This is a genomic window from Pectobacterium carotovorum, assembly GCF_033898505.1.
GTDB classification, from domain to species: Bacteria; Pseudomonadota; Gammaproteobacteria; order Enterobacterales; family Enterobacteriaceae; genus Pectobacterium; species Pectobacterium carotovorum_J.
The window spans coordinates 587904-609576 of sequence record NZ_JAXAFK010000001.1; the positions used below are offsets into that span (position 1 = coordinate 587904).

Annotated in this window: 20 protein-coding genes, 2 tRNA genes and 2 other RNA genes; 23 read left to right on the forward strand and 1 reads right to left on the reverse strand. The window is 51.0% G+C overall.

Annotated features, from left to right (window positions below):
* Positions 1–263: 263 nt before the first annotated feature.
* The 21 genes from sucA (at position 264) to R9X49_RS02625 (ending at position 19184) form a co-directional block, all read left to right on the forward strand.
* Complete coding sequence (gene sucA / locus R9X49_RS02525) at positions 264–3071, forward strand: 2-oxoglutarate dehydrogenase E1 component (RefSeq protein WP_319847084.1); 2808 nt, start codon at positions 264–266, stop codon at positions 3069–3071.
* Between the two features lie 15 nt (positions 3072–3086).
* A complete protein-coding gene (gene odhB / locus R9X49_RS02530; protein WP_319847085.1) occupies positions 3087–4310 on the forward strand; it encodes a 2-oxoglutarate dehydrogenase complex dihydrolipoyllysine-residue succinyltransferase in 1224 nt (407 codons plus the stop codon).
* Positions 4311–4517: 207 nt separating this feature from the next.
* Positions 4518–5684, forward strand: a complete 1167-nt coding sequence (gene sucC, locus R9X49_RS02535; protein ID WP_040034615.1) for an ADP-forming succinate--CoA ligase subunit beta — start codon at positions 4518–4520, stop codon at positions 5682–5684.
* A complete protein-coding gene (gene sucD, locus R9X49_RS02540; protein ID WP_014914674.1) occupies positions 5684–6556 on the forward strand; it encodes a succinate--CoA ligase subunit alpha in 873 nt (290 codons plus the stop codon). Before sucC ends, sucD begins: the two co-directional genes overlap by 1 nt.
* A 228-nt stretch (positions 6557–6784) precedes the next feature.
* The gene (locus tag R9X49_RS02545; RefSeq protein ID WP_413775871.1) at positions 6785–7954 is read left to right on the forward strand and encodes a tetratricopeptide repeat protein; all 1170 of its coding nucleotides are present in this window, start codon (positions 6785–6787) and stop codon (positions 7952–7954) included.
* A gap of 724 nt (positions 7955–8678) precedes the next feature.
* Positions 8679–10247: a cytochrome ubiquinol oxidase subunit I gene (gene cydA / locus R9X49_RS02550; RefSeq protein WP_319847086.1), complete on the forward strand. Its 1569-nt coding sequence runs from the start codon at positions 8679–8681 to the stop codon at positions 10245–10247.
* A gap of 13 nt (positions 10248–10260) precedes the next feature.
* Positions 10261–11400 carry a cytochrome d ubiquinol oxidase subunit II gene (gene cydB / locus R9X49_RS02555; protein WP_256599680.1) on the forward strand — a complete coding sequence of 380 codons (1140 nt, stop codon included), beginning with the start codon at positions 10261–10263 and terminating at the stop codon, positions 11398–11400.
* Between the two features lie 16 nt (positions 11401–11416).
* Positions 11417–11533, forward strand: a complete 117-nt coding sequence (gene cydX, locus R9X49_RS02560) for a cytochrome bd-I oxidase subunit CydX (RefSeq protein ID WP_015839522.1) — start codon at positions 11417–11419, stop codon at positions 11531–11533.
* Positions 11530–11823, forward strand: coding sequence for a cyd operon protein YbgE (ybgE, locus tag R9X49_RS02565; protein ID WP_039302106.1), 294 nt, complete (start codon positions 11530–11532; stop codon positions 11821–11823). Before cydX ends, ybgE begins: the two co-directional genes overlap by 4 nt.
* Positions 11824–11956: 133 nt before the next feature.
* Positions 11957–12361, forward strand: a complete 405-nt coding sequence (gene ybgC, locus R9X49_RS02570; protein ID WP_039348462.1) for a tol-pal system-associated acyl-CoA thioesterase — start codon at positions 11957–11959, stop codon at positions 12359–12361.
* Entirely contained in the window at positions 12358–13044 is a 687-nt protein-coding gene (gene tolQ, locus R9X49_RS02575; RefSeq protein ID WP_129703655.1) for a Tol-Pal system protein TolQ, read from the forward strand. Before ybgC ends, tolQ begins: the two co-directional genes overlap by 4 nt.
* A gap of 12 nt (positions 13045–13056) precedes the next feature.
* Positions 13057–13482, forward strand: coding sequence for a colicin uptake protein TolR (tolR, locus tag R9X49_RS02580; RefSeq protein ID WP_005973933.1), 426 nt, complete (start codon positions 13057–13059; stop codon positions 13480–13482).
* Between the two features lie 64 nt (positions 13483–13546).
* Positions 13547–14734, forward strand: coding sequence for a cell envelope integrity protein TolA (gene tolA / locus R9X49_RS02585; protein ID WP_319847087.1), 1188 nt, complete (start codon positions 13547–13549; stop codon positions 14732–14734).
* A 138-nt stretch (positions 14735–14872) separates the two neighbouring features.
* Positions 14873–16165: a Tol-Pal system beta propeller repeat protein TolB gene (tolB, locus tag R9X49_RS02590; protein ID WP_319847088.1), complete on the forward strand. Its 1293-nt coding sequence runs from the start codon at positions 14873–14875 to the stop codon at positions 16163–16165.
* Positions 16166–16205: 40 nt separating this feature from the next.
* Entirely contained in the window at positions 16206–16715 is a 510-nt protein-coding gene (pal, locus tag R9X49_RS02595) for a peptidoglycan-associated lipoprotein Pal (protein ID WP_010299226.1), read from the forward strand.
* Positions 16716–16724: 9 nt separating this feature from the next.
* Positions 16725–17501, forward strand: a complete 777-nt coding sequence (cpoB, locus tag R9X49_RS02600) for a cell division protein CpoB (RefSeq protein WP_319847089.1) — start codon at positions 16725–16727, stop codon at positions 17499–17501.
* 175 nt (positions 17502–17676) lie between these two features.
* Positions 17677–17752: transfer RNA gene (locus tag R9X49_RS02605), tRNA-Lys, on the forward strand.
* 15 nt (positions 17753–17767) lie between these two features.
* Positions 17768–17896, forward strand: a non-coding RNA gene (locus R9X49_RS02610) — RtT sRNA.
* Between the two features lie 44 nt (positions 17897–17940).
* A tRNA-Lys gene (locus tag R9X49_RS02615) sits at positions 17941–18016 on the forward strand.
* Between the two features lie 52 nt (positions 18017–18068).
* A non-coding RNA gene (locus tag R9X49_RS02620) (RtT sRNA) lies at positions 18069–18183 on the forward strand.
* Between the two features lie 284 nt (positions 18184–18467).
* Positions 18468–19184 carry a DUF554 domain-containing protein gene (locus R9X49_RS02625; RefSeq protein WP_319847090.1) on the forward strand — a complete coding sequence of 239 codons (717 nt, stop codon included), beginning with the start codon at positions 18468–18470 and terminating at the stop codon, positions 19182–19184.
* 14 nt (positions 19185–19198) lie between these two features.
* Here R9X49_RS02625 and R9X49_RS02630 read toward each other — a convergent pair whose 3' ends face one another.
* Entirely contained in the window at positions 19199–19597 is a 399-nt protein-coding gene (locus tag R9X49_RS02630; protein WP_319847091.1) for a YjaA family stress response protein, read from the reverse strand.
* Between the two features lie 227 nt (positions 19598–19824).
* Between R9X49_RS02630 and nadA the strand changes: the two genes are divergently transcribed.
* Positions 19825–20886: a quinolinate synthase NadA gene (nadA, locus tag R9X49_RS02635; protein WP_319847092.1), complete on the forward strand. Its 1062-nt coding sequence runs from the start codon at positions 19825–19827 to the stop codon at positions 20884–20886.
* 58 nt (positions 20887–20944) lie between these two features.
* Positions 20945–21670 (forward strand): nicotinamide riboside transporter PnuC, encoded by a 726-nt coding sequence (gene pnuC, locus R9X49_RS02640; RefSeq protein WP_285668411.1) that lies wholly within the window; start codon positions 20945–20947, stop codon positions 21668–21670.
* Positions 21671–21673 lie beyond the last annotated feature (3 nt).

Sequence of the window (21673 nt, forward strand, 5' to 3'; positions counted from 1 at the left end):
TACGTAACGCGTTATTGCATAAAGATAAGTAGTAAAACATGTATCTCCCTCTGAAGTTGCTATTCTTCAGAGGGAGCGCAGGAAACCTTTAAAAACCGGCTTACGCGCCAGAACCGGTTTTTAAAGGTTCCTTAGGGGGGATGGATACCCTAAGCGCGTACCGATGTACGACAAGTGAACCGTTTGTATAGTAAATGAGATACGGGCACTAATTACATGTTAACCACGGCGAAAACTGAAGCTTATTAGCTTAAGGGATCATAATGCAGAACGGCGCAATGAAGGCCTGGCTGGATTCCTCCTATTTGGCGGGTGCGAATCAGTCCTACATAGAGCAACTCTATGAAGATTTTTTAACCGATCCTGACTCGATCGAACATAGCTGGCGCTCGATCTTCCAGCAATTGCCTACGAGTGGGGTCAAACCGGATCAACTCCATTCCAAAACGCGTGAATATTTCCGCCGTCTGGCGAAAGACTCTTCGCGCTTTACCTCATCAGTCACCGATCCCGATATTGATGCTAAGCAGGTCAAGGTATTGCAGCTGATCAATGCGTTCCGCTTCCGTGGACATCAGCGCGCTAACCTAGACCCGATTTTCCTGCGCCCTCAGGAGCCAGTTGCAGAACTGGATCTGGATTACCACAATCTGACGCAGGATGATCTACAGGAATCCTTCAACGTGGGCTCTTTTGCCATCGGCAAAGACACCATGAAGCTGGAAGATCTGTATGAAGCACTGAAGCGCACTTATTGCGGTTCTATCGGTGCGGAATATATGCACATGACCAGTACGGAAGAGAAACGTTGGATCCAGCAACGTATCGAATCGGTAATGGGGCAGCCGTCATTTTCTCTCGAAGAAAAGCGTCGTTTCCTGAAAGAATTAACCGCAGCCGAAGGGCTGGAACGTTATCTGGGTGCTAAGTATCCTGGTGCGAAGCGTTTCTCGCTGGAAGGCGGCGATGCGCTGGTTCCGATGCTGAAAGAGCTGATTCGCCATGCGGGCGCGAACGACACCCGTGAAGTGGTATTGGGGATGGCGCACCGTGGCCGCCTCAACGTGCTGATCAACGTATTGGGCAAAAAATCTCAGGATCTGTTCGACGAATTCGCCGGCAAGCATAAAGAACACCTGGGTACGGGTGACGTGAAATATCATCAGGGCTTCTCGTCGGAATTCGAGACTGCTGGCGGCCTGGTGCATTTGGCGCTGGCGTTCAACCCCTCGCATCTTGAAATCGTCAGCCCGGTTGTGACGGGATCGGTTCGTGCGCGTCTTGACCGCCTTAGCAGTCAGAGTGGTCCACGTGTTCTGCCAATCACCATTCACGGCGATGCGGCAGTCAGTGGTCAGGGTGTGGTTCAGGAACTGTTGAATATGTCGACGGTGCGTGGCTACGAAGTTGGCGGCACGCTGCGTATTGTTATCAACAACCGTATCGGCTTCACCACGTCTAACCCGCTGGATATCCGTTCCACTGAGTACTGTACCGATATCGGTAAAATGGTGCAGGCGCCTATTTTCCACGTTAACGCAGACGATCCAGAAGCGGTGGCGTTTGTTACGCGTCTGGCGCTGGATTTCCGCAACGCCTTTAAGCGCGATGTATTTATCGATCTGATTTGTTACCGCCGTCATGGTCATAACGAAGCTGATGAGCCAAGTGCAACGCAGCCGATGATGTACCAGAAGATCAAAAAACATCCTACGCCACGTAAGGTCTATGCCGACCGTCTGGAGCAGGAAAAATCCATCACGCTGGAAGATGCCACTGAAATGGTCAATCTGTACCGCGACGCGCTCGATGCGGGTGAGTGTGTGGTAGAAGAATGGCGTGAAATGGATATGCAGTCCTTTACCTGGACGCCTTATCTGAACCATGAGTGGGATGAGCCTTATCCGCACGCAACAGAAATGAAACGCTTGCAGGAATTGGCGAAGCGTATCAGTGAAGTGCCGGAAGGGATTGACGTTCATCCTCGCGTTGCCAAAGTTTATGCTGACCGTGCCGAAATGGCCGCTGGCAACAAGCCGTTTGACTGGGGCGGGGCGGAAACGCTGGCCTACGCGACGCTGGTTGACGAGGGCATTCCGATTCGCCTGTCCGGTGAGGATAGCGGCCGCGGTACGTTCTTCCACCGCCATGCTGTTGTGCATAACCAGAAAAACGGTTCCAGCTACACGCCGCTGAATCATGTGCATAACGGGCAGGGCGCGTTTAACGTCTGGGACTCCGTATTGTCCGAAGAGGCGATTCTGGCGTTCGAATACGGTTATGCGACCGCAGAACCGCGCACGCTGACCATCTGGGAAGCGCAGTTTGGTGACTTCGCCAACGGTGCGCAGGTGGTTATCGACCAGTTCATCAGCTCCGGCGAGCAGAAGTGGGGCCGGATGTGTGGTCTGGTTATGCTGCTGCCGCACGGTTACGAAGGACAGGGCCCAGAGCACTCGTCTGCGAGACTGGAACGTTATCTGCAATTGTGCGCTGAGCAAAATATGCAGGTTTGTATTCCGTCAACGCCTGCACAGGTGTATCACATGCTTCGCCGTCAGGCGCTGCGCGGAATGCGCCGTCCGCTGGTGGTCATGTCACCAAAATCCCTGTTGCGCCATCCGCTGGCGATCTCTTCGCTGGAAGAACTGGCGAACGGCTCCTTCCAGCCTGCGATTGGCGAAATAGAAGAATTAGATCCGGCAGCCGTGAAGCGTGTCGTGCTTTGTTCCGGTAAGGTCTACTATGATTTGCTGGAGCAGCGCCGCAAGAACGAGCAGAAAGATGTCGCGATCGTCCGTATCGAACAGCTTTACCCGTTCCCGCATCAGGCAGTACAAGCGGCACTGGAATCTTTTGCCCATGTTCACGATTTCGTGTGGTGTCAGGAAGAGCCACTGAATCAGGGAGCCTGGTATTGCAGTCAGCACCATTTCCGTGAAGTGATTCCGTTTGGGGCTTCTTTACGTTACGCAGGACGCCCGGCGTCTGCATCACCCGCCGTTGGCTATATGTCCGTACACCAGAAACAACAGCAAGATCTGGTCGATGACGCGCTGAACGTTGATTAAATAAAAGGATAGATAATGAGTAGCGTAGATATTCTTGTACCCGACCTGCCTGAATCCGTCGCTGACGCCACTGTTGCTACCTGGCATAAAAAACCAGGCGATAGCGTTCAGCGCGATGAAGTACTGGTTGAAATTGAAACTGACAAAGTTGTACTGGAAGTGCCTGCTTCTGAAGCTGGCATTCTGGATGCTGTGCTGGAAGAGGAAGGCGCTACGGTAACGTCTCGCCAACTGCTGGGTCGTATCCGTCGTGGCGACAGCTCAGGCAAAGAAACCAGCGAGAAATCACAGAGCAAAGAATCAACACCGGCACAGCGCCATACGGCTGGGCTGGAAGAAGAGAATAGCGACGCACTCAGCCCTGCGATCCGCCGTCTGATTGCAGAGCACGATCTTGATGCCTCTGCTATCAAAGGCAGCGGCGTAGGTGGTCGAATTACTCGTGAAGACGTAGATAAGCATTTGGCTGCCCAGAAGAAAGAACCTGGCAAAGCGGCTAAGTCTGAGGCTTCGGCTGCTCCGGCGCCTGCTTTGGGTGCGCGCAGTGAAAAACGCGTACCGATGACGCGCCTGCGTAAACGTGTTGCAGAGCGTCTGCTGGAAGCGAAAAACAGCACGGCTATGCTGACGACGTTCAACGAAATCAACATGCAGCCCATCATGGATCTGCGCAAGCAGTACGGCGAAGCGTTTGAGAAGCGTCACGGTGTGCGTTTGGGCTTTATGTCCTTCTACATCAAAGCCGTGGTCGAAGCGCTGAAGCGTTATCCTGAAGTGAATGCTTCTATTGATGGCGAAGATGTGGTTTACCACAACTATTTCGATGTCAGCATTGCGGTTTCGACTCCGCGTGGTCTGGTTACGCCAGTGCTGCGTGATGTGGATGCGCTGGGCATGGCCGACATCGAGAAGCGTATCAAAGATCTGGCAGTGAAAGGCCGTGACGGCAAGCTGACGGTTGAAGAGTTACTGGGCGGTAACTTCACGATTACCAACGGCGGCGTCTTTGGTTCTCTGATGTCTACCCCGATCATCAACCCACCGCAGAGTGCGATTCTGGGTATGCACGCCATTAAAGATCGCCCAATGGCGGTGGATGGTCAGGTCGTTATTCTGCCGATGATGTATCTGGCGCTGTCTTACGATCACCGTTTAGTCGACGGCCGTGAATCCGTTGGCTTCCTGGTGACGGTGAAAGAGATGCTGGAAGATCCGGCGCGTCTGCTGTTAGACGTGTAGTCCGACAGGTAGACGTTTGATCTCGGGCGGATAACCCTGACGGTTTCCGCCCGAAGCGATATATCAGATTAAGTGCTATGCAGGTCGCTTTTTTCAGCGGCGTTATCCAAATATATCAGAGAGTTATTGGCGTTTTTCTCTACCGAAAGAGTCGGTGATGAAAAACCGCCTGCCGACTTATCTCCAAACCTAAATGGATAGAACATCATGAATTTACACGAGTATCAGGCAAAACAACTCTTTGCTCGATATGGTTTACCGGCACCGACCGGCTATGCCTGTACCACACCGCGTGAAGCGGAAGAAGCCGCGTCTAAAATTGGTGCGGGTCCGTGGGTCGTAAAATGTCAGGTTCACGCAGGCGGTCGCGGTAAAGCGGGCGGCGTTAAAGTCGTCAGTAACAAAGAAGATATCCGCGCCTTTGCTGAAAACTGGTTAGGTAAAAAACTTGTTACTTATCAAACTGACGCGCAGGGCCAACCGGTTCATCAAATTCTGGTTGAAGCGGCAACAGATATCGACAAAGAGCTTTATCTGGGTGCAGTTGTTGACCGTGGCACGCGTCGCGTGGTGTTCATGGCGTCCACAGAAGGTGGCGTAGAAATTGAAAAAGTGGCGGAAGAGACGCCGGAACTGATTCATAAAGCGGCGATCGATCCACTGGTAGGCCCACAGCCTTATCAGGGGCGCGAACTGGCTTTCAAACTGGGCCTGAGCGGTAAGCAAGTTGCTCAATTCACCAAAATCTTCATGGGTCTGGCGACGCTGTTCCTGGAGCGCGATCTGGCACTGGTAGAAATCAACCCGCTGGTTATCACTAAGCAGGGCGATTTGGTGTGTCTGGATGGCAAATTGGGCGCGGACGGCAATGCGTTGTTCCGTCAGCCTGAGCTGCGCGAAATGCGTGACCCAAGCCAGGAAGATTCCCGTGAAGCGCATGCGGCACAGTGGGAACTGAACTATGTTGCGCTGGACGGCAACATTGGTTGTATGGTGAACGGTGCCGGTCTGGCCATGGGCACCATGGACATCGTGAAGCTGCATGGCGGTGCTCCTGCAAACTTCCTTGATGTTGGCGGCGGTGCGACGAAAGAACGCGTTACTGAAGCGTTCAAAATTATCCTGTCTGACGACAAGGTAAAAGCTGTCTTTGTTAACATCTTTGGCGGCATTGTGCGTTGCGACCTGATCGCTGACGGCATCATTGGCGCGGTGGCCGAAGTGGGTGTTAACGTACCGGTTGTTGTACGTCTGGAAGGAAACAATGCGGAGCTGGGTGCCAAGAAACTGGCGGATAGCGGCCTGAATATTATCGCCGCGACCAGCCTGACGGGTGCCGCTCAGCAAGTTGTTGCAGCAGTGGAGGGTAAATAATGTCCATTCTGATTAATAAAAATACCAAAGTTATCTGTCAGGGTTTTACCGGTAGTCAGGGGACATTCCACTCTGAGCAAGCACTTGCTTACGGTACGCAAATGGTTGGTGGCGTGACGCCGGGTAAAGGCGGCACGGAGCATCTGGGGCTGCCCGTATTTAATACGGTGCGTGAGGCAGTAGAAGCGACGGGCGCAACCGCATCTGTTATCTACGTTCCTGCTCCGTTCTGTAAAGACTCTATTCTGGAAGCGATTGACGCTGGTATCGAGCTGATTATCTGTATCACCGAAGGTATCCCGACGCTGGATATGCTGACGGTGAAAGTGAAACTCGACCAGAGCGGCGTGCGTATGATCGGTCCGAACTGCCCAGGTGTGATCACCCCAGGCGAATGTAAGATCGGTATTATGCCGGGCCATATCCACCTGCCGGGTAAAGTGGGTATCGTTTCTCGTTCAGGTACGCTGACGTATGAGGCGGTGAAGCAAACGACCGATGCCGGGCTGGGTCAGTCCAGCTGTGTCGGTATCGGCGGTGACCCGATCCCTGGCTCTAACTTCATCGATATTCTGAAGCTGTTTGAACAGGATCCGCAGACCGAAGCCATCGTGATGATCGGTGAAATCGGCGGTACGGCGGAAGAAGAAGCGGCAGCGTACATTAAAGAACACGTGACTAAGCCGGTTGTCGGCTACATCGCGGGTGTGACGGCGCCGAAGGGCAAGCGCATGGGCCACGCGGGTGCAATCATAGCGGGTGGTAAAGGTACGGCTGATGATAAATTCGCGGCGTTAGAAGCAGCGGGTGTTAAAACCGTTCGCAGCCTGGCGGATATCGGTGATGCAGTAAAAGCGATATTAGCGCGTTAATCGATTATTCGATTAAATACTCTAGCCACCTTCGGGTGGCTTTTTTTTATTCAAATTGTGCCGTTAAGGTTAATCGGCACAATTGAATTGCACATGACTTTTTCGCGGTTTTATTGGATAATTCGCGCGCCTGAAAGGGCTGATTAGTGATAAACAGAAATGAAGATTATTTCATTGATTTCATGTAAGCAGGGAATGATTAATTAATTTGCCTTAAGGGGATGTTGTGTGAAAGGAAATATAAAAGCGCTGATGCTGGCATTGTCTGTATTTACCTGCGCAGCCAGCGCACAGTCTATTAATATTGAAGTGCTCAGTGCGACAGTTAAAGATAAAAAGATTGATGATGCAGCGGTGATTCTACAGAAGAACGGTGCGCAGTCAGTGACTGCACGCTCTGATGCCACAGGCCGCGTGGGGCTTAACGCGCCGTTCGAGGTGGATCAGGACAGTCTGCTGATCATTAAAAAAGAAGGTTATTCCGATCTAGTGGTGAAATGTCCGTGTGATGGAATGACTTATGCTATTAGTCCAGTAATGAAAAACCTGGATGGTATGAGAATTGTATTAACTTGGGGTGAAAGACCTTTCGATTTAGATTCTCATCTCATTTATCCGGATAATCATATTTATTTCCAACACAAGAAAGGACGCGATGCCAATCTTGATGTTGATGATACCGATAGCTTTGGGCCGGAAACCATCACCATTGATAAAAAGCGTTTAGGTGAAAGTTATATTTATGCCGTTCATGATTATACGAACGGTGATAAAAATAATTCACCAGCACTTTCCGCAAGTAGTGCAAAAGTATTTGTCTATGTAGGGAGTTCATTAGTGCGGACGTATTCCGTACCACTGAATAAGACAGGGAATATCTGGACGGTTTTCCGTCTTAACCCTAACGGTGATTTTGAAGATATCAATGCCGTTGGCGAGGCAGACTTCTCAAAAGCGAAGGATGGTAATGCGTTGCCAATGGTGCTGAACCCGGCGCAGACAGCCACTTCCGTTACCGGGAATACCGCACTGGCAAAAACGCTCAACCGTGACGGCGAGGCTGCCTATGGACGCGGTGAACTGGAACAGGCCACGGCGCTGTTCCTGGCTGCGATCGAACAGGACAGCGCATTTGGTCAGGCATACAGTAACCTGGGTCTGGCTTATCAAAAGCGGGGCAATATTGCCGAAGCTATTTGGGCCAATCGCAAAGCGATTGCGCTGGCAAGCGGTAACAATGCGGCGACCACGCGTGCCAGTTCGTACTACAACATTGCAAAAATCTACGAGAATGCGGGTCAGTTCAGCGATGCACTTCAGCATTATGAGCTTGCAAAAAGCGAGAAAAGTAACACGGTTTACGATAAGGCTATCGAACGTATGAAAGCGAAGATGTAAATCATCTCAGTGTGCTATGTCTCGTCTTATCTGTAACCACCGCGGAGGCCTTTTGGCCTCCGCTTTTGCATGCAGCGTGACAAACCGGCGGCGCACTGGGGAAGGGCAGGAGAGTTCACTGTCATTTGATAAGAAATACCGTGTCGTTGTCAGCAATAAAAAATAAAAATCTGACATAAAATAGAAGATAAAAAAAGCATGTGAATAATCGATAACTGAAAGTAAAAATTATATTGCTGAATTAATTTTAATTAAACCGAAAAGTCACATTGCATTAACAATGAGTGCAATAAAGAAATTAATGCAACGCACCAATCACGAGAAAAGCGTTAAATTGTTTTAGATCAAAAAACGCCTCTGGATATAATTTCTGAAATAGGCTTAAATTGCGCGAGGTCAATTATCGCCTTTCAGGTCTTTTAGCTGAAAAGTTGATTTGAAGCCAAAAACCTAGTCTGGGTCACGTAAAAACCTATTTATTGTAGGGGATTACAGGCGTAATATACGGCTACCTCCCTATGGGGTACGCTACTTGTAATACTTGTGATTTATCTTGAACTTGCTGTCGGGGTATGACTGCCCTGGTGAACGGTATTTATAGCGTTTGTTACAGCCTGTGTTAAAGCAATTCTTGTTGTGTTCTTTTTGGGTGTAATGGCCGGATGTTTGGCGGCTTGTCAGCGTTTGCAAGCTAATCCCTTCCTGCGAGGAGCAAGGAGTCAAAATGTTTGATGTAGTCGAACTGTCACGTTTACAGTTTGCCTTAACTGCAATGTACCATTTTCTATTCGTACCATTAACGCTGGGGATGGCGTTTTTGCTGGCGATTATGGAAACGGTATATGTGCTGTCTGGCAAACAAATCTATAAAGATATGACCAAATTCTGGGGCAAGTTATTCGCTATTAACTTCGCTCTGGGGGTCGCTACCGGATTGACCATGGAGTTTCAATTCGGGACCAACTGGTCATATTTCTCTCACTACGTCGGGGATATTTTCGGCGCGCCGTTGGCAATTGAAGGCCTGATGGCATTCTTCCTGGAATCGACCTTTGTTGGCTTGTTCTTCTTCGGCTGGGACCGTTTAGGAAAAGTACAGCATATGGCCGTTACCTGGCTGGTCGCGCTGGGCTCTAACTTCTCCGCACTGTGGATTCTGGTTGCCAATGGCTGGATGCAAAACCCCATCGCATCGGATTTCAATTTCGAAACCATGCGTATGGAAATGGTGAGCTTCGCCGATCTGGTACTGAACCCGGTTGCTCAGGTGAAATTCGTTCACACGGTGGCTGCAGGCTACTGTACGGGCGCGATGTTCATTCTGGGGATCAGTTCTTACTATCTGCTGAAAGGCCGCGACATTGCGTTTGCCAAGCGTTCATTCGCTATCGCAGCAAGCTTCGGTCTGGCTTCTGTTCTGTCTGTTATCGTTCTGGGTGATGAATCCGGTTATGAAATGGGCGACGTGCAGAAAACCAAACTGGCAGCAATTGAAGCTGAATGGGAAACCCAGCCAGCTCCGGCATCCTTTACGCTGATTGGCATCCCGAACCAGGATACGATGGAAAATAACTATGCCATCAAAATCCCTTATGCTCTGGGACTCATTGCCACACGTTCTACTGACAAAGAAGTCACTGGTCTGAAAGAACTGATGGCGATGCATGAAGTGCGTATTCGCAATGGTATGAAAGCTTACCAGTTGCTGGAAGAACTACGCGCGGGTAATACCGACCCAGCAGTCAAAGAAGCGTTCGATCAGTCTAAGCAGGATCTGGGCTATGGTCTGCTGCTGAAACGCTATACGCCGAAAGTCTCTGACGCGACAGAAACGCAGATTAAACAAGCGGTTAAAGATTCTATCCCACGCGTTGCGCCGCTGTACTTCTCTTTCCGTATCATGGTGGGCTGCGGCATTCTGATGCTGTTGATCATCGGCCTGTCTTTCTGGACCGTTCTGCGTGGCAAAATTGGTCAGAAACGCTGGCTGCACCGCGTTGCACTGTATGGTATTCCGCTGCCGTGGATCGCTATTGAAGCAGGCTGGTTTGTGGCTGAATACGGCCGTCAACCGTGGGCCATCGGTGAAATTCTGCCAACGGCTGTCGCTACATCATCGCTGACAGCAGGAGACATCCTGTTCTCAATGGCGCTGATCTGTGGTCTGTATACGCTCTTCCTGGTTGCAGAAATGTATCTGATGTTCAAATACGCACGCCTGGGGCCGAGCAGCCTGAGAACAGGGCGCTACCATTTTGAACAACCTATAGCGGCTGCGCAGGAAGCACGGTAAACAGGAGTCCACTATGTTTGAATATGAAGTCTTACGTTTTATCTGGTGGCTGTTGATCGGTATTTTGCTGATTGGCTTCGCTATCACTGATGGTTTTGACATGGGCGTGGGCATTCTGGTGCGTCTGATGGGGCGTGGCGATACCGAGCGTCGTGTCATGATTAACAGCATTGCGCCGCACTGGGACGGTAACCAGGTCTGGTTGATCACCGCAGGTGGCGCGCTGTTTGCTGCCTGGCCGATGGTTTACGCCGCTGCGTTCTCCGGTTTCTACATTGCCATGATTCTGGTGCTGGCCTCATTGTTCTTCCGTCCTGTTGGCTTCGATTACCGTTCAAAAATCGAAGACCCACGCTGGCGTGGCATGTGGGACTGGGGCATCTTCATCGGTAGCTTTGTTCCGCCAGTTGTTATTGGCGTTGCGTTTGGCAACCTGTTGCAGGGTGTGCCGTTCCACGTCGATGAATATCTGCGTCTGTACTACACCGGAAACTTCTTCCAACTGCTGAATCCGTTTGGTCTGTTGGCTGGTGTGGTGAGCCTGACGATGATTCTTGCTCAGGGTGCGACCTACCTGATGATGCGGACCACGGGCGATCTGCACGTGCGTTCCAAATCTGCCGCGCAGATTTCCGCGCTGGTGATGATGGTGACATTTGCTCTGGCTGGCGTATGGGTTGTTTACGGTATCGATGGTTACGTCGTGACGTCTGCGATTAACACCGCCGCTGAATCTAACCCACTGCGTAAAGAAGTCGTTCATCAGGCGGGTGCCTGGTTGATCAACTTCAATAATCATCCGATCTTGTGGGCTATTCCTGCTCTGGGCGTAGTACTGCCGGTGCTGACTACCCTTATGGCGCGCGCAGAAAAAGGTGCATGGGCATTCCTGTTCTCTTCTCTGACGATTGCTTGTGTAATTCTGACAGCAGGGATCGCCATGTTCCCGTTCATCATGCCGTCAGTGACCGTGCCTAACGTCAGCTTGACGATATGGGATGCGACGTCGAGCCTGCTGACGCTGAAAGTGATGACCGTGGTTGCGATTATTTTCGTTCCTATCGTGCTTTCTTATACCGCATGGTGTTACTACAAGATGTTCGGTCGCATTACCAAAGAGCAGATTGAGCAAAACACTCACTCTATGTACTAAGTAAGGAGCTTAATTTATGTGGTATTTTGCCTGGATACTCGGAACGCTTCTTGCTTGCTCACTGGGGATTATTACGGCCCTGGCGCTTGAGCAGAGTGAGGCAAGCAAAGCGGCTGAAGAAGATAAGCAATGAGTGATCTGGTCGATAAACTCTATCGCCTGATGGATAAGAGCCCGATAAGGGCTCTTTCCCTTATCATGGCGTTGCTGCTGGCGGGCTGTGTATTCTGGGATCCGACGCGCTTTGCGGCGCGTACCAGTGAACTCGCTGTTTGGCAGGGGCTGCTGCTGATTTGGGCCGTCTGTGCTGGCGTTGTTCACGGCGTTGGTTTTCGTCCGCATCGCCTGCTCTGGCGTGCGTTTTTCGCACCACTTCCCGCCTTTGTGATCCTGTGCGCAGGATTGTACTATTTCTTCGGTTAAAATAGTCTCCTATTCCATTTAGTTATGGGTTGCTTGCAGCCCATAATTATTTTCTTTCCGCTGTCACAATCCATTCCAAACCTCATTTCTCTTGCGTATAGTAGCGAGGTTTAATGCATTACCGGGATGTAGAGTGAGTAATTCGTTGTTTCGCTGGCCAGTTCGAGTCTACTTTGAAGACACTGATGCAGGTGGCGTTGTCTACCATGCGCGCTATGTTGCCTTTTATGAAAGGGCAAGAACCGAAGCGCTGCGTGAGCGCAACTTTCACCAGCAAGCCTTGCTAAGTGAGCATGTCGCGTTTGCTGTTCGTCGGATGACGGTGGAGTATCTTGCTCCTGCTCGCCTCGACGACATGCTGGAAGTGCAAAGTGAGATTATCTCGCTGCGTGGCGCTTCTCTGACTTTCGCACAGCGTATTCTCAATGCTCATGGCACCCTGCTAAGCCATGCTGAAGTTTTGATCGCATGCATCGATCCACATCAAATGAAGCCAATTGCGCTTCCTAAGTCTATTGTCGCGGAGTTCAAGCAGTGACTGACATGAACGTTTTTGATTTGTTCCTGAAGGCAAGCCTTCTGGTCAAACTAATCATGCTGATTTTAATCTGTTTTTCTATCGCTTCCTGGGCGATCATTATCCAACGTACCCGAATCCTGAATTCGGCGACGCGCGAGGCTGAGGCGTTCGAAGACAAATTTTGGTCGGGCATCGAACTGTCGCGTCTCTATCAGGAAAGCCAGGGCCGTCGCGATAGCCTGACGGGCACTGAACAAATCTTCCATTCAGGTTTCAAAGAATTTGCACGACTGCATCGTGCTAACAGCCATGCGCCGGAAGCTGTGGTGGAAGGGGCGTCCCGCGCAATGCGTATTTCAATGAATCGTGAGTTGGAAACGCTGGAAACGCATATTCCCTTTTTGGGCACTGTCGGTTCTATCAGCCCGTATATCGGCCTGTTCGGTACCGTTTGGGGAATCATGCATGCCTTCATCGCGCTGGGCGCAGTGAAGCAAGCAACCTTACAGATGGTTGCCCCTGGTATTGCCGAAGCCTTGATTGCTACAGCGATCGGCCTGTTTGCAGCGATTCCTGCGGTCATGGCGTATAACCGCCTGAGCCTGCGGGTGGGCAAACTGGAGCAGAACTACGACAACTTTACTGAAGAGTTCATCGCGATCCTGCACCGTCAGGCGTTCTCCAGCGACAACAGCAAGTAATCAGGGGGGATCATGGCACGAGTACGCAGAGGCCGTCGTGAGCTGAAATCCGAGATCAACATTGTTCCGTTACTGGACGTGCTGTTAGTGCTGTTGCTGATTTTTATGGCGACTGCGCCGATTATTACGCAGAGCGTCGAGGTGGATCTGCCTGATGCGACCGATTCAAAAACGGTCTCCAGCAACGACAATCCGCCCGTGATCGTAGAGGTTTCAGGTATAGGGCAATATAGTCTGGTTGTTGAGCAAAACCGTATGGAGCAACTCCCGGCAGAGCAGGTGGTGGCTGAAGCGCAATCGCGACTGGCAACCAACCCTAAGACGGTCTTTTTGATTGGTGGCGCGAAGGATGTTCCTTATGATGAGATCATTAAAGCGTTGAATTTGTTGCATCAGGCTGGCGTAAAATCCGTTGGTTTGATGACACAACCGATTTAAATGAGCACATCACGGTAATGATCGTTAAGCCTATTTCTGGCAACACTGTTTTTGGGAATCGCTTGTGTTAAAGGCAAACGAACAAAACGATAAGCTGAAACGCGCCGTTATTATCTCGGCTGTTTTGCACGTCATACTGATTGCTTTGCTGCTCTGGAGTTCGTCGACGCAAACGATGGATGCCAGCGGGGGCGGCGGAGGCTCGTCAATTGATGCTGTGATGGTCGATCCGAGCGCGGTGGTGGAGCAGTATAACCGCCAGCAGCAGCAACAGACCGATGCGAAACGTTCTGAACAGCAGCGTCAAAAGCAGGCTGAACGGCAGGCCGAAGAGCTTCAGCAGAAGCAAGCCGCTGAACAGCAACGACTGAAAGAGCTGGAAAAAGAGCGTCTGCAAGCGCAGGAAGAGGCGAAAAAGCAGGCTCAGGAACAGGCAGATCAGCGTAAGCAGGCTGAAGCGGCAGCTCAGCAGGCAAAAGAACAGCAGAAGCAAGCCGAAGCTGCCGCTGCAAAAGCGAAGGCTGAGGCTGAACAGCAGGCGAAAGCTGCAGCAGACGCTAAAAAGAAAGCGGAAGACGAAGTGAAGAAACAGGCGGCTGCAGCCGCGGCTGCTAAGAAGCAGGCGGAAGAAGAGGCTAAAGAAAAAGCCGCTGAAGCTGCTAAGCAGAAGGCGGCAGAAACCGCGAAAGCCGAAGCAGCCAAGGCTGCCGCAGAGGCAGCAAAAGAAGCTGAACAAGCTAAACAAAAAGCAGCAGCCGAGGCCGCTAAGCAAAAAGCCGATGCTGAAGCAGCAAAAAAAGCAGAAGCAGCCGCTGCAGCTAAGAAAGCCGCTGATGAGAAAAAGAAAGCAGCAGCAGAGGCCGCTAAGCAGGAAAACGCCGTTGATGATTTGCTGGGTGGACTGGCTTCATCGAAGAATGCGCCGAAGTCTGGCGGCGGGGCGCCTGCGGGGGCGGGCAACAACAAGAAGAGCGGTGCATCAGGTGCAGCGCTGGATAGCTATGGCGGTCAGGTGCGTTCAGCCATTCAGAGCAAATTTTATGACTGGCAGCTCTACAAAGGTCGCACTTGTACATTACGGATTAAGCTTGCGCCAGATGGCTTACTGATTGATGTCACTGCTGAAGGCGGCGATCCGGCATTGTGTCAGGCGGCTATTGCGGCTGCCAAACAGGCCAGAATACCGAAGCCACCGAGCACAGAGGTTTATGAGGCTTTCAAAAATGCGCCGATAGACTTTAAACCGCAGTAACCGGGCTGTTTACCCAATAGATTTAAGATTATTACGATGGTAAATAAACCAGGTTATGTTGTTTTGTTGACATTGGTTTGTTTTTGTTAAAATTCTGCTAATTTATCGTAGACTTCGCGTCTGGATAAGGGAGATGAGATGAAGCAAGTACTGAAAGTTGCATTAAGCTTTTTAATGCTGTGGACTGCGGTTGTTCACGCGGAAGTACGTATAGAGATTACCCAAGGGGTAGACTCTGCACGTCCTATCGGTGTGGTTCCGTTCAAATGGGCGGGGCCGGGCGCTGCGCCTGAAGACGTAGGCGGCATCGTGGGTGCTGATTTACGTAACAGCGGTAAATTCAACCCGATCGACGCAAACCGCATGCCTCAGCAGCCTGCGACGGCATCTGAAGTCACGCCTGCTGCATGGACGGCGCTGGGTATTGATGCGGTTGTGGTTGGCCAGATTCAACCTAGTGCCGATGGCAGCTATCTGGTTTCCTACCAGCTGGTCGATACCTCAGGTAACCCGGGTAACGTTCTGGCTCAGAACCAGTTCAAAGTCACCAAGCAATGGTTGCGCTATGCTGCGCACACGGCCAGTGATGAAGTGTTTGAGAAACTGAGCGGTATCAAAGGGGCGTTCCGTACTCGTATTGCTTACGTTGTTCAGACCAACGGCGGTCAGTTCCCTTATGAGCTGCGCGTTGCGGACTATGATGGTTACAATCAATTTGTGGTTCACCGTTCACCACAGCCGCTGATGTCTCCGGCCTGGTCCGCAGATGGTAGCAAACTCGCTTATGTAACGTTTGAAAGTGGTCGTTCTGCGCTGGTTATCCAGACGCTGGCAAATGGTGCAATCCGTCAGGTTGCTTCCTTCCCACGTCACAACGGTGCGCCTTCTTTCTCTCCTGATGGCAGCAAACTGGCATTCGCGCTCTCCAAGAGCGGTAGCCTGAACCTGTATGTAATGAATCTGGGATCTGGGCAAATCAGCCAGGTGACGGATGGCCGTAGCAATAATACGGAGCCAACGTGGTTCCCTGACAGCCAGACCTTGGCCTATACTTCAGATCAGGCGGGCCGTCCTCAGGTTTATAAAGTCAATGTTAACGGCGGAGCACCGCAGCGTTTGACCTGGGAAGGTGCCCAGAATCAGGATGCTGACGTGAGCGCCGACGGGAAGTTTTTGGTAACGGTTGGCTCTAATGGTGGAGCTCAGCATATTTCCAAACTGGATCTGGTAACGGGTGCCGTACAAGTATTAACGGACACGTTCCTGGACGAAACGCCAAGTATCGCACCGAATGGCACGATGGTGATCTACAGCTCCAAACAAGGACTGGGGTCAGTGCTACAGCTGGTTTCGACAGATGGGCGTTTCAAAGCGCGTCTTCCGGCTACTGATGGACAGGTTAAATTCCCTGCCTGGTCGCCGTATCTATAAGTACAGATATGTACAATAAACTCGTCAAAGGACATAAGAAATGCAATTCAATAAAGTGCTGAAAGGCCTGATGTTGGCTCTGCCGGTACTGGCAGTGGCCGCTTGTAGCTCCAACAAGAACGCGGACAATGACCAATCTTCCATGGGTGCTGGCAACAACGGCATGATGGACGGCGGCAACATGTCTTCTTCTGAGCAAGCTCGTTTGCAGATGCAAGAATTACAGCGCAACAACATCGTTTACTTCGGTCTGGACAAGTACGATGTAAGCTCTGAATTCGCTCAGATGCTGGACGCACACGCTGCATTCCTGCGTAGCAACCCGTCTTACAAAGTGACTATCGAAGGTCACGCGGACGAACGCGGTACGCCAGAATACAACATCGCTCTGGGTGAGCGTCGTGCCAACGCGGTACAAATGTACCTGCAGGGTAAAGGCGTTTCTTCCGATCAGATCTCTATCGTTTCTTACGGTAAAGAGAAACCAGCTGTTCTCGGTCATGACGAAGCGGCGTATGCCAAAAACCGTCGTGCCGTTCTGGTATATTAAGAGAATCGCATGAGCAGTAACTTCAGACGTCACCTGTTGGGTCTGTCGTTACTGGTTGGCGTAGCGGTCCCATGGGCCGCTACTGCCCAAGCGCCAATCAGTAATGTCGGCTCAGGCTCGGTCGAAGACCGTGTCACTCAATTGGAGCGTATTTCTAACGCTCACAGTCAGCTTTTAACCCAACTTCAGCAGCAGATCTCTGATAATCAGCGTGATATTGACAGCCTCCGTGGGCAGATTCAGGAAAGTCAGTATCAGTTGAATCAGGTTGTTGAACGGCAGAAACAGATCTATCAGCAGATTGATGGATTAAGTTCGCAATCCTCTTCTACACCGACGACAGATGGCACACCTGCCGCTGCTGCGGGTACTGATACCGGTGCGGCCAACACGGCGGCACCGGCCAGTACGGGTGATGCGAATACGGATTACAATGCCGCAGTCGCGCTCGTGCTGGAGAAAAAACAGTACGATCAGGCGATCAGCGCATTTCAGGCATTCGTCAAGAAGTACCCGGATTCAACCTATCAGCCTAATGCTAACTATTGGCTTGGTCAGTTGAATTACAACAAGGGGAAAAAGGATGATGCTGCGTACTATTTCGCCAACGTTGTCAAAAATTATCCCAAATCACCAAAAAGCGCTGAGGCGCTGCTGAAGGTTGGGGTGATCATGCAGGAAAAAGGTCAAACTGATAAAGCTAAGGCCGTTTACCAGCAAGTTGTAAAAATGTACCCCAATACAGAAAGTGCAAAGCAGGCACAAAAGCGTTTATCTGCGTCGTAATCCCGTCTTAATTGGCACAAAAATTGCGCATCATGAGCGGTTTTTGTGCCTAAACGTCTTAAGAGTAAGCAATCAAACAATTTTTCAAGAAAATAGGTTGCGCTGAAAATTTAAATCAGTAATATGTGCCGCCGTTGCCAAGGCAAACAGCGAAACGCTAAAGCAGCATGAAATTGGGTCGTTAGCTCAGTCGGTAGAGCAGTTGACTTTTAATCAATTGGTCGCAGGTTCGAATCCTGCACGACCCACCAATTTCAAGTGTGATAATTGATTTTGAATCGTGAAGGATGAGAACCGAAAGGTTCGACAAAATCGGCAGTATCGATTTTGAACAACGCGAAGGCGTTGGCCCGAAGGGCGAGTCCGTAGGACGAGTAATCCTGCACGACCCACCAATTTCAAGTGCAGTATCAGTAAGTATCAAGTAGTTCCGCATTGCGGGTCGTTAGCTCAGTCGGTAGAGCAGTTGACTTTTAATCAATTGGTCGCAGGTTCGAATCCTGCACGACCCACCATCTCTTAGTAATTTAATTCCGCATTACACAATCATTGCTTCTCTCCTCATCCACACAATGTTCATCGTGACTTTTAATCAATTGATCGCAGGTTCGAGCCGAGCGAAGCGAGACAGCAACGCGTGAGCGTTGACCCCGAAGGCCGAGTCATCCTGCACCATCCCCATTTCAGCAGTAGAATCCTTCCTCGAATAAATTCGCTTTAAGATCGCCATCACCGTTCCCTACTCGTTAAGGCTTTGCGGTATATTAGGATTTTACCCCTCTCGATGGGCGATAGGCGGCAGAGTTGTTCATCTCCGTCATAAACTACAGAGACAGCACTGCGCTGTCTGCCTGCAACTCGGATGATTTAAGCTATACAGCCCGTCAGGAGCTGTTTTCTAATCCTATCGAGCGGAATGGAGTCACTGCCACAGGGAAGCGTCTGTAGCCCTGTTTAGGAAGATATATGATTGGTCCGTTGATTAATGGTGCTGCTATCTTGATTGGTAGTGGCTTGGGCATTGTTTTGCGTCGCTTTATCCCTCAGCGTTTGCAGGATGGTCTTCCGCCAGCGTTTGCGATGGTGTCGATTGCAATGGGTATTACGCTGGTTGTTAAAGTCCAGCAGTTGCCTGCGGTGGCGTTAGCTATCGTGATTGGCGTTGCGTTAGGCGAGCTGCTCCGCATGGAGTCTGGTGTGCAGTGGGCTGGCACGATGATTCAGAGAGGGCTAAACCGCGTGCTGCCTGCACAAGAGCACCGCTTACCGCAGGATGTCTACACTCAGAACTTTACCGCGTTAATCGTGCTGTTTTGTGCCAGCGGCACCGGCGTGGTCGGTGCGTTGACGGAAGGGCTAACTGGCGATTATCAACTGCTGATCATCAAATCTGCTTTGGATATTTTCACTGCGCTGATTTTCTCCATCACGCTAGGCCTTGCTGTGATGTCTATTGTGATACCGCAGGTTATTGTCCAGACGCTGCTGTTCTTCTCCGCTAAATTGATTATGCCCTTTATGACCGATATCACGATGGGGGATTTTTCTGCCTGTGGTGGCATTATCATGATTGCGGTAGGGCTGAGGATCGCGCAGATCAAATCATTTGCAGTGGTTAACTTCCTGCCTGCTTTGGTGCTGGTTATTCCTATCTCTCTGTACTGGCATCGCATCTTCGCCTGAAGGGCAACGTCTGATTAGCGGCTGACGATCGAGGGCATGTCGCCGCTAAAAATTTGTATGACTTCCTGGTCGGTAAGCGGCACATTCTTACTACAGACATAAATATGCTTTCCTTGCGGGCTGATGCTCTTGGCTAGCTCTATGTAGCTGGCAAATTCGACCTGGCTGTGCCCGCCTTCATTCATCTCCATGGCATGAATGATGACATTGTGCGAGGAAAACAGGTCAATCAGCCGTTTGGCCGCCACTTTGCGCGTGAGTCGATCCAATAGCTTCATCGCCGGAATCATCTGCCCGAGCAGTAAGCGTGTGGTGGTAAAAGGCGTTTCTGATTTCTCCGTCACCTCTCGTTGCGTGTCCACGTTTCTGACGGTCAGGGTATCGCGATATATTCTGATATAGAGGCTGGCCATGCCATTTCTCTCCTTGTCTCTCTTCTACGCCGCTTTTCTACAAGTAACACATTCACACATTGCATATCACTGTTTTAAGCATATTAAACAAAATGGCGAGTTATCTGGAAAAAACACCGCGACTTTAGGGCGTTTTTTCGGTATTTTGTTTAGGATAAAAAACTCTGATGCTGATAGTGAATCAGTATCCGGTGTTACAACCCGAGTTGTCATCGTGGAAATCCATAATGAGTACCCTTTTTGATAGCAATGAGACCATTTATCCGTTTCCGCCGAAGCCAAAGCCATTATCAGCTGATGCGAAACAGCACTATCGTAGCAGGATAAAAACGCTGCTGCGGGAAAGAAACGCCGTCATGGTAGCGCACTACTATACCGATCCTGAAATTCAGGCGTTGGCAGAAGAAACTGGCGGCTGCGTGGCGGACTCGCTGGAGATGGCGCGGTTCGGCAGCACCCATTCGGCATCGACGCTGCTGGTAGCAGGTGTCCGCTTCATGGGGGAAACCGCCAAAATCCTCAATCCAGAAAAGACGATTCTGATGCCCACGCTGGAAGCAGAGTGCTCGCTCGATCTCGGTTGCCCCGTTGATGAATTTAGCCGTTTTTGCGATGCACATCCGGATCGCACAGTGGTGGTGTATGCCAATACTTCCGCGGCGGTAAAAGCGCGTGCCGATTGGGTGGTGACATCCAGTATCGCGGTGGAGCTGATCGAGCATCTGGATAGCCTGGGAGAAAAGATTATCTGGGCACCGGACCGTCATTTGGGAAGCTATGTACAGAAGCAGACGGGGGCGGATGTGCTGTGTTGGCAGGGCGCGTGCATTGTGCATGACGAATTTAAAACGCAGGCGCTGAAGCGTATGAAGATCCTGTACCCGGATGCGGCAATTTTGGTCCATCCAGAATCGCCGCAGAGCGTGGTAGAGATGGCTGACGCCGTTGGGTCGACCAGTCAGCTGATTCAGGCGGCAAAAACGCTGCCACAGCGCGAACTGATTGTGGCGACCGATCGCGGCATTTTCTACAAGATGCAACAGGCTTGCCCGGAGAAAACGTTGCTGGAAGCGCCGACAGCGGGAGAAGGGGCGACCTGCCGTAGCTGTGCCCACTGTCCGTGGATGGCGATGAATGGGCTGGAGGCGATTGCTAACGGCCTGGAACAAGGGGGAAGCGCCCATGAGATTCATGTTGATGCAGCCCTGCGAGAAGGCGCATTAATCCCGCTGAATCGCATGCTGGATTTTGCAGCGTCACTAAAATTGCGTGTGAAAGGGAATGCCTGACGGAGATCCTGGGCATCTTGATAGAGACTTCTTACAATAATTGAGACAGGGTGGTGAGATGGATTTTTTTAGTACCAGCAATATTTTAATTCATATTCCTTTGGGGGAAGGGGGATACGATCTTTCCTGGATTGAGGCGATCGGTACGCTGTTTGGCCTGCTGTGCATTTGGTTCGCGAGTCAGGAAAAAACCATCAACTATCTGTTTGGGCTGATTAACGTTACGTTGTTTGCCGTGATCTTTTTCCAGATTCAGCTCTATGCCAGTCTGTTGCTACAAATCTTCTTTTTTGCCGCCAATATTTATGGCTGGTATGCCTGGACGCGCAAGACGGACTCGCAGGAAGTGGAGCTGCGCATTCGCTGGTTGCCAATGCAGAAGCTGATTGGCTGGTCGGTGGCGTGTGTTGTCGCGATTGGCCTGATGACGTTCTACATTGATGCGGTGTTTGCCGTGCTGACGCGTATTGCCGTTTCTGGTATGCAAGGGCTGGGGCTGTCAGTGCAGATGCCGACCCTCCAGCCGGATGCGTTCCCATTCTGGGATTCCACCATGATGGTGTTGTCGATCGTGGCGATGATCCTGATGACGCGTAAATACGTCGAGAACTGGCTGCTGTGGGTGGTGATTGATGTGATAAGTGTGGTGATTTTTGCTTATCAGGGCGTCTACGCGATGGCGGTAGAGTACGCGATCCTGACGCTGATCGCCCTGAACGGCTCCTGGCTATGGATTAAGAGCGCACAGGAAAACCGCGTCAACGCGGTTTCACACGGGGTGTAACCC

Bases quoted from the DNA above. Each gene is read 5' to 3' on its own strand.
- sucA (WP_319847084.1), top strand. From the start codon at position 264: ATGCAGAACGGCGCAATGAAGGCCTGGCTGGATTCCTCCTATTTGGCG.
- odhB (WP_319847085.1), top strand. From the start codon at position 3,087: ATGAGTAGCGTAGATATTCTTGTACCCGACCTGCCTGAATCCGTCGCT.
- sucC (WP_040034615.1), top strand. From the start codon at position 4,518: ATGAATTTACACGAGTATCAGGCAAAACAACTCTTTGCTCGATATGGT.
- sucD (WP_014914674.1), top strand. From the start codon at position 5,684: ATGTCCATTCTGATTAATAAAAATACCAAAGTTATCTGTCAGGGTTTT.
- cydA (WP_319847086.1), top strand. From the start codon at position 8,679: ATGTTTGATGTAGTCGAACTGTCACGTTTACAGTTTGCCTTAACTGCA.
- cydB (WP_256599680.1), top strand. From the start codon at position 10,261: ATGTTTGAATATGAAGTCTTACGTTTTATCTGGTGGCTGTTGATCGGT.
- cydX (WP_015839522.1), top strand. From the start codon at position 11,417: ATGTGGTATTTTGCCTGGATACTCGGAACGCTTCTTGCTTGCTCACTG.
- ybgE (WP_039302106.1), top strand. From the start codon at position 11,530: ATGAGTGATCTGGTCGATAAACTCTATCGCCTGATGGATAAGAGCCCG.
- tolR (WP_005973933.1), top strand. From the start codon at position 13,057: ATGGCACGAGTACGCAGAGGCCGTCGTGAGCTGAAATCCGAGATCAAC.
- tolB (WP_319847088.1), top strand. From the start codon at position 14,873: ATGAAGCAAGTACTGAAAGTTGCATTAAGCTTTTTAATGCTGTGGACT.
- pal (WP_010299226.1), top strand. From the start codon at position 16,206: ATGCAATTCAATAAAGTGCTGAAAGGCCTGATGTTGGCTCTGCCGGTA.
- cpoB (WP_319847089.1), top strand. From the start codon at position 16,725: ATGAGCAGTAACTTCAGACGTCACCTGTTGGGTCTGTCGTTACTGGTT.
- R9X49_RS02625 (WP_319847090.1), top strand. From the start codon at position 18,468: ATGATTGGTCCGTTGATTAATGGTGCTGCTATCTTGATTGGTAGTGGC.
- R9X49_RS02630 (WP_319847091.1), bottom strand. From the start codon at position 19,597: ATGGCCAGCCTCTATATCAGAATATATCGCGATACCCTGACCGTCAGA.
- nadA (WP_319847092.1), top strand. From the start codon at position 19,825: ATGAGTACCCTTTTTGATAGCAATGAGACCATTTATCCGTTTCCGCCG.
- pnuC (WP_285668411.1), top strand. From the start codon at position 20,945: ATGGATTTTTTTAGTACCAGCAATATTTTAATTCATATTCCTTTGGGG.